Below are 12641 nucleotides of genomic sequence, written 5' to 3' on the forward strand. Positions count from 1 at the left end.
AGTCAGGTTTTCAGCAGGCTTCGTGATAAGAAAACCTTTATCGATGCATCTGCATAGAAGCCAGACCGCCTTAAGCGGTGGTTTTTCTTGCGATATAAGGAAGCTGGTGCCGAGAGGCTATACTTTCTTATATCTTCAAAAGATGACTTTTTGAACTACCTTTGATTACTTCAAGTTTGCCAGTTGTTGTTTCATACGGCTAACGTCACCTGCGTAAGCAACAGGGCTGTTGGCCAAAACACGTTTTGCCCGTTTCGACTTATGGGACAGCAAGTGATTGCGGTTCGCTTTGTAACGTCTAACTTTACCGGACCCGGTAATTTTGAAGCGGCCTTTCAGGCTGCTGTGAGTTTTCATTTTAGGCATTGTACTTCCCCCTCAAAGTTTGTGAGACGATTGTTCCCGATCCAAGGCATTCCACAGGCGAAACGCACATATATAGAAAACAAACGTTTAGTTTTTCGGTGCCAGAATCATGATCATGCTGCGTCCTTCCAGCTTCGGAAGGCGCTCAATGCTTGAGATTTCCGCAACCTCATCTTTAACGCGGTCGAGAATTTTTTTCCCGATGTCGGCATGGGCAATTTCGCGTCCGCGGAAGCGAACCGAACATTTGACCTTGTCGCCATCCTTCAAAAATTTGATCACATTGCGAAGCTTCGTTTGGAAATCGTGCTCCTCGATGTTGCTCCGGAACCAGACTTCTTTGATGTCCACAATTTTCTGATTTTTGCGGGCTTCCTTCTCTTTCTTCTGTTGCTCGTAACGGAACTTGCCATAGTCCATAATCCGGCAAACCGGCGGCTTGGCAGTCGGCGCAACGTTCACCAGATCCAGATTCAGGTCGATCGCCATCTGCAGCGCTTCGCGCAGCGGCTTAATGCCGATTTGTTCTCCAGCAGCGCCAACCAGACGGACCTCTTTCGCACGAATCTCATCATTGATCAAATGTTCCTTACTGATAATTCTCCACCTCCAAAAGGTCTTAAGCTCTTTGACCAAAGCTTGGGCACATAAAAAGGATGCAGGGTTTATGCCCGCATCCCAAATTGATCGTCAATTCTTCATGAACATTATCATTCATAAATCATTGGATCAAAACCAGCCAACGCAAAAGTCGGTCAGGTGAGAAGCCAGGGCCTCTGCTTGCAATCCAAAAACTTCTTGCAACCTCAAATACTATAGCACGTGGATAAACGCCAAGTCAAGCGATTTGATAAAAAAATGCCTGACGGCGTCCTTTAATGACTCTGACTTCTACTTTGGACGCTGCTCTAAGGGACACCAGCGACCTTATTCTCTCATTTCCCGGGTATTTCCCAGCCTAACGGACACACACGACCCTAATTCGCTCTAAACCCGTTCATCCAGGACGATTTGAGGTAAATAAGGGCTTCTGTGTCCGTTACATTTTGCAATCTTCCGTTTTTTCGAAAATAACGGTTCTGGTGTCCCTTAGCCCCCAGATTCCTCTTCTCCTCCCCTCTCTTCCTGCGCATCGCCCTCTACCATGTCCGAATTTTTTTAAATTCTATAATGTTAAAAAACGGCCTTTGGGGTTTCTATTTCAAATAAAAGTTTATAAACCGGCTTTTCAGCACCGAGAAGGTTGGATGAGGCTGGGACCGAGTAGCGCAGCTACACGTTTTCGGAGAAAACGGCTTCGGAAGCATAAGCTGGTGAACCTACGTGAGCACACGGAGGGCCCGGCTGAATTCAAGATTCGACGCCGAGCCCGCTTCGCCAGCACTACTTCGTGATCAAAAGTCGGTTTTTAAACCACATTTATTAGCCTTGTTTGCTTTGGACTTCTTCTAGGCGCACTACACGCGTATGCTGCGTATGGCTCCACTGCTTGTTGTTTTGCGTAAAGAACGCGTAGAACGTGATCGGCCACCAGGAGATCAGATAGATCGGGAAAAGGATCAAGTAAGCATACACCTTCTTGGACTTCACCTTCTCCAGAATCATGGCCGCCAGGAAAATAAACACGTTCGCGGCGATAGCCAAAAAAGAAACCCACATCGGCAAGTACTGATAGAGTGTGTCGAAATGCGGTCCTTGAAGCAGGGACTGGTCTACCCAGATCAATGCCGTCAGCAGGAACGTCAGCAACACGATGTACACATTGACCCCATAAAGCGCCATGTCCAGCTTGACCATATTGCGTTCCTTGATGCTCTTCCATAGCAATGGGAAGAAGTAACGGCGGGCAACCGTAAAGTGGCCCTGCATCCAGCGCAAACGCTGGCGCGCCGAAGCTTTGAACGTCAACGGCTTCTCGTCGAACAGCTTGGCGTCGTAGTTAAACACCGGATACACGCCCCGCTCCACGCAGCGCATCGTAAATTCCAGGTCTTCGACCAAGCTTGTCGCGCCCCAGCCCATCTCTTTGAGCAGGTTTGTTTCAAAGCACATGCCTGTGCCGCCCAGGAAATTCGCCATATTCAAATTGTGCCGGGACAGCTGCCAAAGCCGGTTGCAGTACCAGTACGAGATCCCGTAAGAAGCCGTAATCCAGGAATCCTCCGGGTTCTTCGTATCGATGTACCCTTGGATTACGCGGGCGCCGGAACACAGATCGTTGTTCATTTCCCGCAGGAAATCCGGATGCGCCAGGTTATCGGCGTCAAACATTACGATTGCGTCGTACTGGCGCGGCATTTTCCACAACTGCTTCAGCATCCATTCGATCGCGTAGCCCTTGCCGCGCAAATTCGGATTGCTGCGGACGCAGGCGTTCATGCCGTGGCTGCGGACGATGTCCGCCGTGCTGTCCGTACAGTTATCGCAAATGACAAAGACGTCGAACAATTCTTTCGGATAGTTCAGGAGCTTGAGATTTTCCATCAAAGCCCCGACCACTTTTTCTTCGTTATGCGCCGCGACAAGCACGGCAAAAGATTTGGTTGGCTCGAATTGCTTTTTCGTTTTTTTCTTGTACATGCCGAATAAAGCTAGACCGAACTGATACACCCCAATCACCGCAAGCACCACCTGCAGTGAGACCAAGATGATGTCCAACATGATTTCTTGCCCCCTTTTTACTGCTCCGCTTTCTATCTCTGTATGTACGGAGTGTTTTGAGTTACTGACCCATTTTTTCGTTACTGTTCCTTTTTTTGTCTCTTGATTGGCAGTTTTTTCTAACCAAACTAACGTAACGCATTCGATTTTCCACGACTTTGCCGCTTTTGTCAAAGCCACTATAACCCCGCCGTAGCGCAAATACTTCCGAAGTCGGTCTATTTTCGCATACGGGACCCCCGCATCCTGCTTTCAGGTGCGGTTTGTTCTTATTTTCATCACTTTTGGCACTTTTTATTTCAGGTTCCAACTTTTTTTTCATTCTCTACGTCAAAAAAAGGAACGTTCCATTTAAACAGACGTGACAAAGCGGCAAAAAGTTTACAGATTCCTGCACTTTTTTTTAAACTTTTTTGCTATTATTTGAATCATTGTAAAGGGACGGCGGGCAAAAAGTCAAAAACCGGCCGATATGCCCCAGGCAAAAAAACAGTTCTTGAAAAGGCCATGGATAAAAAATATGATAAGTCTAACCTGAAAATGCCATCCTACTTTTTAACCAAAACGTAAAAATGGGCAGTTTTAGGCCGTAAATGCGGCAAACCAAACGCGGAGGGATCTCATGAATCAACTCATTCAAAAACTAAAAAACCTGGACCGCCGGATTTTTGTGGGCATCAACGGCCGCTGGCACCGCAAATTTCTCAATTCCTGGCTTTATCGATTAACTTTTTTGGGCGGGGCTACGTTTACGATTGCCTCTTCCCTGTTAATTTGGCTTGCCGCGCCCCAGCCCTGGAGCAGGGTAGGCCTGCAATCATGCGTTGCGCTTGCGCTCAGCCATCTTCCCGTTGCACTCGTCAAAAAAACTTACCCGCGCGTTCGGCCGTATTTGACGCTGCCGGGCACGAACACCTTCAGGAATCCGCTGAAGGACCATTCTTTTCCTTCCGGGCATACGACGGCGATTTTTTCGGTAACGGTACCGTTTGTGGCTGCCGTTCCTGCGCTCGGATTAGTGCTTTTGCCCGTGGCGCTGCTGGTCGCCGTTTCGCGGATTTACCTGGGCCTGCATTATCCTTCGGATTGCCTTGCCGGCGCGGTGATCGGTTCTTGCGTAGCCCTCGGCACGGTTGCATTCTGGGCGTAAAGGGGATATTGTAGTTCAGTAGGAAAACCTTGCAGGAAAAGGTGAAACCAAAGTGCATAAACAAAGAGTCTTGCTTTTATCCGAAGGGTTTGGAGCGGGACATACCCAGGCAGCCTATGCGCTCTCCAGTAGTTTACGGAAGCTGGCGCCAAATGTGCAAACGAAAGTCCTGGAGCTTGGCAGTTTTTTGAACCCAAGAGTGGCTCCGCTGTTCATCACCGCTTACAAAAAAACAGTGTCCACTCAGCCCAGGCTGATCCGCATGATGTACCGCAGCAATTACAAAAAATCCATGAACCGATTGACGACGCTTGCTCTTCATCGAATTTTTTATACCCGTACCATCCAGATCATACGCCAGTTGCATCCCGATGTGATCGTCTGCACCCACCCGATTCCCAGCGCGGTTATTTCGCGGATGAAGCGGTTGGGTATGCTTGACGTGCCGCTATGCACCGTGATTACCGATTATGACGTACACGGGGCGTGGGTAAGCCGGGAAGTGAACTGCTACCTCGTCTCCACCGACCAGGTGCAGCGCAAGCTGATGGACCGCGGCGTGGAGAAGAGCAAGATCCTGATCACGGGCATTCCCGTGCATCCGAATTTCTGGGAGCGCCACCGCAAGGAAGACATCCGCCTGCAGTTCGGCTTGAAGGAAATACCGACCATCCTGGTGATGGGCGGGGGCTGGGGGTTTATGAAGGATGAGGCGGTGAACTCGCTGCTGGCCTTGTACCGGGAAAGTATCCAAATCATTTTCTGCTTCGGCAGCAACGAGAAATCGCTGGAGAAGATGAAAAAGGATCCCCGCTTCATCCATCCGAATATCCGGCTGCTCGGATTCACGAAGGAAATTGACAAGCTGATGGAAATATCGGATCTGCTGATTACAAAGCCCGGGGGAATGACTTGCTCCGAGGGGCTGGCCAAAGGCATCCCGATGCTGTTCCACAAGCCGCTTCCCGGCCAGGAGGAAGAAAACTCCCACTATTTCGCGCAGCAAGGATGGGGAACTCCGATCGATTCCCTGGACGATATCACGAACTGGATCAAACGCTTGACCGACGATTACGAGGAGGTCGTCCGTGCTCGTGAAGATGCGCTGAGCCATATCGCCCGCTTCCGTCCGATGCAGAGCGCCCAGGCCATCATCGATCTTCTTGGAAATACGAATTTTATCCGAAAATAAAACAAGGCGGCCGCAAGGGTATCCCTTTGCGCCGCCTTGTTTTTGCAAACCAGATCAAAACCGCTCCATCTTGTGTTTATGGTACCGCTCCAGCGCCGCTTGCCCTACGATCGCCTCGCAGCGGTAAATCGGCAGGCCTTGTCCGACGAATTTGCTCTCGTATTCCGTCATGACATGCTCCTCATTAACGCCTCCTTCATGCAAGCTGAGCGAAATATCGTTCATCTGCAGCCCGCACGCGGCAAACGAATTCAGCGAAAACTCGAACAAGACGCGGGAATCCGTCTTCAAGTGGATTTCCCCCCGCTCGTTCAGCAAGGCGCGGTATTTGTCGAGAAACCTCGGGTGCGTCAACCTTCTGCGCCAATGTTTCTTTTTCGGCCAAGGATCGCTGAAATTCAAATAAATCCGCTCCACTTCCCCCGGAGCAAAAAATTCTTCCAGCGATTCGACGTTGCCAAGCGCCAGCCGTACGTTCTCCGGCCGCTCCGCGCCCTGCTCCCGCCAAATCGTCCGCACCTTCTCGCTCGCCCGGCGAATCAACTCATCGTACATATCCATGCCGATGAAATTAACCTCCGGGTATTTTACGCTCATTCCGCTGATAAACTGCCCTTTTCCCATGCCAAGCTCGATGTGAATCGGCCGTCCGTTGCCGAACAGCTCGGCCCATTGTCCTTTATATTCCCGGGGATCCAGCACAACCAAATCGCGCTGCTGCTCCAAATCCTCCCGAATGCCTTTTCTGCCGCGTAAACGCATGTTATTCCTCCGCTTTTCTTGTTATTCGTACTTGCAATATTTTGCCGAACATCGTCATAAAAGTAAAGAGCAGAAAATGAAAAAGGAATCAAAACGAACGCCGGGGAGACGAACGAGTGATTCCTTTTTCGATATATTTTGGAATTGGGGTTCCAACAAATTTAATACATTCAAAATAGCATAATCCGTATTTCACTGCAAGGAAGCTACCAGGCTCTATTCCCCTTTTTTTAAAAAATTTGATACAATGAATCAGGTAGAATGGCTGAAACGACGGGCTTTTCCCAGTGAATAAATATACAAAAAAAAATTTTTGACAAAATAAAGGAGCTTGTGATGAGTACACTAATGGCGGACACTCCTGCTTTGTGGGGAGACAAGCGATTTCATACCTGGAATACCGAGATGCGCCGCGAATTCGGGGAAAAAGTGTTCAAGGTGATGCTGGATGCCGGCTTTACCTGCCCCAACCGCGACGGTTCCATCGCCAAAGGCGGCTGCACCTTTTGCAGCGCCCGCGGCTCGGGAGACTTTGCCGGCAGCCGCCGGGACGACCTGGTTACCCAATTCAATCATATCCGCGACCGGCAGCACCAGAAATGGCCGCAGGCCAAGTACATCGGGTACTTTCAGGCTTATACGAACACGTATGCCCCGGTGGAGGTGCTGCGCGAATATTACGAGGCGATCCTCGAGCAGCCCGGCGTCGTTGGCCTGTCCATCGCCACCCGGCCGGATTGTCTTCCGGATGACGTCGTTGATTATTTGGCCGAACTGAATGAACGAACTTATTTATGGGTCGAGATGGGGCTGCAAAGCATCCATGAATCAACGTCCGAACTGATCAACCGGGCTCATGATACAGAGTGTTATCTTAATGCCGTCGAGAAGCTGCGCCAACGGAACATTCGCGTCTGCACGCATATTATTTACGGACTCCCGCAGGAAACCCACGAAATGATGCTTGAAACGGGGCGGGCCGTCGCTGCTATGGACGTTCAGGGCATCAAAATCCACCTGCTCCATCTGATGCGCAAAACGCCGATGGTGAAGCAGTATGAAGCCGGGCTGCTGCGGTTCCTGGAAATGGACGAATACGTGAAATTGATCGTTGATACGCTGGAGTTTCTGCCCCCGGAGATAATCGTCCACCGCCTGACAGGGGACGCGCCGCGCGACCTGCTGATCGGGCCGATGTGGAGCCTGAAAAAATGGGAAGTGCTGAACGCCATCGACGCCGAGCTGAAGCGGCGCGATTCCTGGCAGGGCAAATACTGGAGGGGGCAAGAAGCATGGGTTTCCTCTCGGTGTTAAGCATGGCTCATAAGCTGGCGGGCGAACGGCTGCAGCCGGGCGATGCCGCGGTCGACGCCACCGCCGGCACCGGGGCGGACACGCTGTTTTTGGCCAAAGCCTGCCGACCGAAGGGGCAGGTGTTCGCCTTCGATATTCAACCGCAGGCCTTAATCCTGACCCGGGAACGGCTGGACAAGGAGGAGCCCTCCTCCCTGGCCGGCGTCACCCTGATCGAGCGCAGCCATGCCGAGATGGAGGCTGCTTTGCCCGCCGAGGTCCGTGGCCGTTTGGGCGCCGTGATGTTCAATCTCGGCTACCTGCCGGCCAAAGGAGCGGACCCGGCGCTGATCACGCAGCCGGGCAGCACGATCCCGGCGCTGGAGGCCGCCGTGCGCCTGCTGCGGCCGCGCGGGATTCTCACCGCCGTCCTCTACCCGGGGCATCCCGGCGGAGAGACCGAAGCTGCGGCCGTGGAAGCCTGGGCCGCTTCGCTGTCCGCCGCAGACGGACAAGCGATCGTGTACCGGCAGCTGCAAAGGCCTGCCGCGCCTTATTTGATCGCAATAGAAAAAAGGTAAACGATAAACGAAAGGCTGGGATTTATTCATGAGTATTCACAAAATTGAGCATGTCGGGATCCGCGTGTCCGCGCTGGAGGATTCGATCGAATTTTACGAGCGGGTCATCGGGCTGAAGCTGCTTCATACGATCGGGGAGGTCGGCGACCCGTTGCGGCTCGCTTTTCTTGCTTTTCAGGGACAGGAGTCAGTGGAGGTAGAACTGGTTAGTTTGCAGGGCGGGGAAGATCTGCCGGGAGAAGGGCGCGTTCACCACATCGCCTTTACCGCCAGCGAGATCGAGGAAGAATATGCACGTATCGCCGGCCTGGGCCTGTCTGGGCTCGACGAGGAAATTCGCACACTCCCGGGCGGTGGCGGCCGCTTTTTCTTCTTTAGCGGACCGGACGGCGAGCGGATCGAGTTTTTTCAGCCGGCCGTGACGTCGTGATGGAGTGCCAGTTTGACCACGGACAAACCATATTGTACCGCAGATTGTGAGAACGAGTGACGGAGTGACAGAGTGGCCGCCCTCGGGTTGAACGGGGGCTTTCAACTTTCGTAGCATAAAAATTTGGAAAAGTCTACAGCCGAGTTGATCGTTTTTCATGGGAAGAAGGACGGCCTTATGGAATCAACTGCAAAAGTGCATTCTATTTTCCGTAAATTATCATTTTAGCGCGATTGAAGTGCAAAAGTACATCTCATTTGGGGCTATCTGATAAAAAAGTAACTTTTGACCGGAAATGAACTGCATTTTTGCATTTGAACCATCGGTTTAGAGGGGTTTCGACAAAAACCGCCTGTACTTTTGCATTTCGTGGGATTTGCCCCCTGCTTTTTAGCTGATTTTCGTTCTGCGAAAATTGAGTTGCGTTTTCTTACACAATTCTGAGAAAGCGAGTGCTGCGTTATGGAAGAGCGAACGTTTACGTTCGGAAACGCCGCTGGCCAAGACGTGTTCGTCTATCGCTGGAGCGCGGAGGAAGCAGTTCCCCCGCCGCGGGGTGTATTGCAAATCGCCCACGGCATGGCGGAAACCGCAAAAAGATACGAGCGCCTCGCCCGGGTGCTGACCGCCCGCGGCTTTGTCGTTTACGCCAACGATCATCGCGGCCACGGCCGCACCGCCAGAGGCCCTGAGGAACTGGGCTGGCCCGGCGAAAACGGCTTTAACGGCATGGTGCAGGACCTCAGCACACTTGCCGGAATCATCCAGGGCGAGCACCCGGAGCTCCCGCTGTTTTTGCTCGGCCACAGCATGGGTTCTTTTTTGACGCAAAAAGTGATGTACGCCGGCTATGAGCCTTATCACGGGTTCGTCCTTACGGGAACGAACGGACCGCGCGCGCTGCTCGGCATCGGCAAAAACCTGGCCCGCCTGCAGGCGAGATTCCAAGGAGACGATCACCCCAGTTTCCTGATGAACGCGCTCACCTTCGGCGGCTTCAACCGGAAGTTTCTGCCCGCCAGAACCCCGTTTGACTGGTTGTCCCGCGACGAACGCGAGGTCGATAAATACATAAACGATCCTCATTGCGGTTTTTTGTGCAGCGCCGGTTTTTTTCAGGATTTTTTCGACCTGCTGCAGGAAATCCATCAACCGGAGCAAATGCAGTATATCCCGAAGCATACACCGGTCTATATTTTCGCCGGCGACCAGGACCCTGTCGGCTTGCACGGTGAAGGCATCCGGCGGCTGAGCGCGATGTATTCCTGGCTGGGCCTGCAGGATGTCGAGGTAAAGCTGTACCCCGGCGGGCGCCATGAAATGCTGAACGAAATCAACCGCGACGAAGTGATGAACGATCTTGCCGATTGGCTAGAGCGCCATTTGCCTGTCAGCGCGGAGGCTGAGGGCAGTTCATAGCATAGCAATCAAGCCGCTGAACAGTTCAACGGCTTGATTTTGGTGCTTGCGCAGGTTGATCGGCAGCTGGCTTCCCGCCGAATGTTCGCCGATACTCGGTGGGACGTTCGCCAGATACTCGGTAGGACGTCCGCCAGATACTCGATGGAATTCCCGGAGGAATACTTGCCGGATTCCCGCCGATATTCGATGGGATGCACAATAGCAGTACTTTTTGTCCTTATTTTCGTCATTCGGTCACTTTTCGTAGGAATAACGACATTTTTTCCCTCTATTTCCACGGCGGGCTCCTCTTTCTCCCCGATTTAAGCCGGTCAGCGGAAAATAAGGCCCTTATATGTCGCTATTGCCTCATACCCCTGATCGGGAAGGAAATAACGGCATTTTTTTCCCCTATTTTGAGCCGGTGATCACTAGCGTTGCATAAACTCTTGCACTAGACAAATTGTAGCCCTGATACTTTCCAGGTTTCCCGCAATTGCTCAGGTTTCGAATCGAAACTATCGTCCGCCGGAAATCTAACGGTTGTAACAGCGGCTATTCTCCGAAAAAAGGCCTTTTGTAAATTCTAACGGTTGTGATCGCCGTTATTTGCCTGAATCTAAGCAGAATTAGCCGAGTTTAAGTGAAATAAGCGCAATGGCAACCGTTAGAATTTGAAATCAACGTTTTTGGGACAAATAGCGACTGTGGCAACCGTTAGAATAGTTTGTGATTTTAATGCAACGCTAGCGGCTGGTGATAGAAGGTGCCAAAGATAGCAGAATTGCCAGCGGCGCATAGTAAAATACCGGGTGGTCGTCCTCGTCCTGCTGGTACAGCACGATCAGCAGGGTCGCCTCCGAAGCGGCGGAAAGCTGATCGGAAACTGCCCCTGCTCCGGCTGTGGCTATGGTTGTGGCTGTGATTGTATCTGCATCTGTGACTATGGTTGTGTCAACGGTTGTGTCTGCATCTGTGACTGTGATTTCGTCTGTATCTGTATCTGTGGCTATGGTTTTGTCTGTAGCTGAGTCTGTGTCTGTGTCTGCAACTGTAGCTGTATCCGCAACTGTAGCTGTATCTACGGCTATGGCTGTGTCTGTGGCCCCGCTTTGCGCCGCAGGCTCTGTCGGCACTTCCTTTCCTGCAAGCACGTCGCCCAGCCGGAACGGCAGCACCTCCAGGCAGGCGTATTTCTGCAGGCCGCGCTCGTCCAGACCATAGGCCGCGAAGCCGGCGGACAACGCCGATGGATGCTCCGCCAGCGCCTTGAAATAGCCGTTGCGGCGGTCCTTGTCCAGCCGGTCCTCCCACCAGATTTTGCGCGGCTTGTATTTATGCCCAAGCAAATAATCGAGCTTCATCAAGCCGAGCGCCACCTCAGGCCGTTTCAACCCGCGGTAGATGAGAAATTCGTGCAGCCGGGCGAACAAATCCTCAAGCTGATGGCCGATCCGCTGCCAGCCCCGCCCTTCCCAGTAATCGCCGAATTCCTGAAAGAAATCAAACGGCGAGTCAAACTCGCGGCTCACCAAATATTCCAGCGTGTGATCCATCCGATGCGCGTTCCAGTACTTCTCCAGCACATCCTCCAGCCGTTTCAGGCGCACGACATCCGAAAACGGCAATACATCGTTGCCCAAAATCTCGTAAGGAGCATGGTCCATATACACGTAATTGTATTTGGCCGCGTCATTTCGCAGCCCGGTTCCGCGCAGCATTTTCAGGAAGCCGAGCTGCAGCTCCTCGGGCCGCAAAGCAAACACGTCGTTAAACGTTTTGCGGAACGTCGCGTAATCCTCCTCCGGCAACCCGGCGATCAGATCGAGATGCTGGTCGATTTTGCCGCTCTCTTTGATTTTGGTCACTGTACGGGTCAGCTTCGTAAAATTCTGCCGCCGCTTGACAAGCTCATTGGTCGGATCGTTGGTCGACTGCACGCCGATTTCGAAGCGGAAGATCCCCGGCGGCGCGTTTTCCGCCAAAAAATCCAGCACCTCGGGCCGCATAATGTCCGCCGTGATTTCGAATTGAAACACGCAGCCCTGATGGTTGTCGATCAAAAATTGGAACATTTCCATCGCGTAGCTGCGGTTGATGTTAAACGTACGGTCGAGAAATTTGATCGTTTTCGCCCCATGCTCGATCAGATACAGAATGTCGGACTTCACGCGTTCGATATCGTAATAGCGCACCCCCACCTCGATGCTGGACAGGCAAAATTGGCAGCTGAACGGACAACCCCGGCTCGTTTCAAAATAAATGATCCGCTTACCAAGGTTCGAAATATCCTCGGGAAAACGGTGCGGCGAAGGCAGCGTGTTCAGATCGGATTTTGGCCGCGGCGGGTTGATCATAACCTCCTCGCCTTTACGGTAAGCTGCGCCAAACACGAAGTGGAACTTCCGATCGCCGGACAGCTCCTGCAGCAAATGATGGAACGTCTCCTCACCGTCACCCATGACGATGAAATCGACTTCCCGGACGCGCTCCATCCAATGCTGCGAATCGTAAGACACCTCGGGCCCACCCAAAACGACCGTCGTTTCCGGCAGCACCTTTTTCAGCAGCTTGATCACTTTAATCGTCTCTTCGATGTTCCAGATGTAACAAGAGAAGCCGACCACGTCGGGCCGGCGCTGAAACAGATCGGAAACGATGTTCATCACGGGATCCTTGATCGTATATTCGGCCAAATCGATGTCGAACTCGTTCCCGCTGTAGGCCTTAAGCAGCCGGATGGCCAGCGAAGTGTGGATAAATTTAGCGTTTAAAGTCGCCAGTATGACCTTCATGTTTCACAAC

Annotated in this window: 11 protein-coding genes; 6 read left to right on the top strand and 5 right to left on the bottom strand. The window is 52.2% G+C overall.

Annotation, left to right across the window (positions count from 1 at the left end; translation table 11 throughout):
* Positions 1 to 165 precede the first annotated feature (165 nt).
* The 3 genes from rpmI to ACLD72_RS09390 all read right to left on the bottom strand — a co-directional run bounded on the left by rpmI (position 166) and on the right by ACLD72_RS09390 (position 3027).
* Positions 166 to 366 (bottom strand): 50S ribosomal protein L35, encoded by a 201-nt coding sequence (gene rpmI / locus ACLD72_RS09380; RefSeq protein ID WP_059046389.1) that lies wholly within the window; start codon positions 364 to 366, stop codon positions 166 to 168.
* A gap of 87 nt (positions 367 to 453) precedes the next feature.
* Positions 454 to 948 (bottom strand): translation initiation factor IF-3, encoded by a 495-nt coding sequence (infC, locus tag ACLD72_RS09385; RefSeq protein WP_036624935.1) that lies wholly within the window; start codon positions 946 to 948, stop codon positions 454 to 456.
* An 840-nt stretch (positions 949 to 1788) separates the two neighbouring features.
* A complete protein-coding gene (locus ACLD72_RS09390) occupies positions 1789 to 3027 on the bottom strand; it encodes a glycosyltransferase family 2 protein (RefSeq protein WP_251596623.1) in 1239 nt (412 codons plus the stop codon).
* Between the two features lie 622 nt (positions 3028 to 3649).
* Between ACLD72_RS09390 and ACLD72_RS09395 the strand changes: the two genes are divergently transcribed.
* Positions 3650 to 4177 carry a phosphatase PAP2 family protein gene (locus tag ACLD72_RS09395; RefSeq protein WP_411000291.1) on the top strand — a complete coding sequence of 176 codons (528 nt, stop codon included), beginning with the start codon at positions 3650 to 3652 and terminating at the stop codon, positions 4175 to 4177.
* A gap of 52 nt (positions 4178 to 4229) precedes the next feature.
* Entirely contained in the window at positions 4230 to 5369 is a 1140-nt protein-coding gene (locus ACLD72_RS09400) for an MGDG synthase family glycosyltransferase (protein WP_411000289.1), read from the top strand.
* 54 nt (positions 5370 to 5423) lie between these two features.
* Here the strand turns inward: ACLD72_RS09400 and trmB are convergent, their stop codons facing one another.
* On the bottom strand, positions 5424 to 6131 hold the full coding sequence (gene trmB, locus ACLD72_RS09405; RefSeq protein WP_411000287.1) for a tRNA (guanosine(46)-N7)-methyltransferase TrmB: 708 nt from the start codon (positions 6129 to 6131) through the stop codon (positions 5424 to 5426).
* A 336-nt stretch (positions 6132 to 6467) separates the two neighbouring features.
* Between trmB and ACLD72_RS09410 the strand changes: the two genes are divergently transcribed.
* From ACLD72_RS09410 to ACLD72_RS09425, 4 genes are all read left to right on the top strand, one after another.
* Positions 6468 to 7445 carry a TIGR01212 family radical SAM protein gene (locus tag ACLD72_RS09410; protein WP_411000285.1) on the top strand — a complete coding sequence of 326 codons (978 nt, stop codon included), beginning with the start codon at positions 6468 to 6470 and terminating at the stop codon, positions 7443 to 7445.
* Positions 7424 to 8005 carry a class I SAM-dependent methyltransferase gene (locus ACLD72_RS09415; protein WP_411000283.1) on the top strand — a complete coding sequence of 194 codons (582 nt, stop codon included), beginning with the start codon at positions 7424 to 7426 and terminating at the stop codon, positions 8003 to 8005. The genes ACLD72_RS09410 and ACLD72_RS09415 overlap by 22 nt, the downstream gene beginning before the upstream one ends.
* 28 nt (positions 8006 to 8033) lie before the next feature.
* Positions 8034 to 8435: a VOC family protein gene (locus ACLD72_RS09420; RefSeq protein WP_411000281.1), complete on the top strand. Its 402-nt coding sequence runs from the start codon at positions 8034 to 8036 to the stop codon at positions 8433 to 8435.
* Between the two features lie 462 nt (positions 8436 to 8897).
* Complete coding sequence (locus ACLD72_RS09425; RefSeq protein WP_411000279.1) at positions 8898 to 9854, top strand: alpha/beta hydrolase; 957 nt, start codon at positions 8898 to 8900, stop codon at positions 9852 to 9854.
* Between the two features lie 728 nt (positions 9855 to 10582).
* Here ACLD72_RS09425 and ACLD72_RS09430 read toward each other — a convergent pair.
* Positions 10583 to 12631 (bottom strand): B12-binding domain-containing radical SAM protein, encoded by a 2049-nt coding sequence (locus tag ACLD72_RS09430; protein WP_411000277.1) that lies wholly within the window; start codon positions 12629 to 12631, stop codon positions 10583 to 10585.
* Positions 12632 to 12641: the final 10 nt, after the last annotated feature.

Source organism: Paenibacillus lacisediminis, assembly GCF_046567315.2.

Excerpts from the sequence above, each read along its gene's own strand:
- rpmI (WP_059046389.1), bottom strand. The coding sequence starts at position 366 with ATGCCTAAAATGAAAACTCACAGCAGCCTGAAAGGCCGCTTCAAAATT.
- ACLD72_RS09390 (WP_251596623.1), bottom strand. The coding sequence starts at position 3,027 with ATGTTGGACATCATCTTGGTCTCACTGCAGGTGGTGCTTGCGGTGATT.
- ACLD72_RS09395 (WP_411000291.1), top strand. The coding sequence starts at position 3,650 with ATGAATCAACTCATTCAAAAACTAAAAAACCTGGACCGCCGGATTTTT.
- trmB (WP_411000287.1), bottom strand. The coding sequence starts at position 6,131 with ATGCGTTTACGCGGCAGAAAAGGCATTCGGGAGGATTTGGAGCAGCAG.
- ACLD72_RS09410 (WP_411000285.1), top strand. The coding sequence starts at position 6,468 with ATGAGTACACTAATGGCGGACACTCCTGCTTTGTGGGGAGACAAGCGA.
- ACLD72_RS09415 (WP_411000283.1), top strand. The coding sequence starts at position 7,424 with ATGGGTTTCCTCTCGGTGTTAAGCATGGCTCATAAGCTGGCGGGCGAA.
- ACLD72_RS09420 (WP_411000281.1), top strand. The coding sequence starts at position 8,034 with ATGAGTATTCACAAAATTGAGCATGTCGGGATCCGCGTGTCCGCGCTG.
- ACLD72_RS09425 (WP_411000279.1), top strand. The coding sequence starts at position 8,898 with ATGGAAGAGCGAACGTTTACGTTCGGAAACGCCGCTGGCCAAGACGTG.
- ACLD72_RS09430 (WP_411000277.1), bottom strand. The coding sequence starts at position 12,631 with ATGAAGGTCATACTGGCGACTTTAAACGCTAAATTTATCCACACTTCG.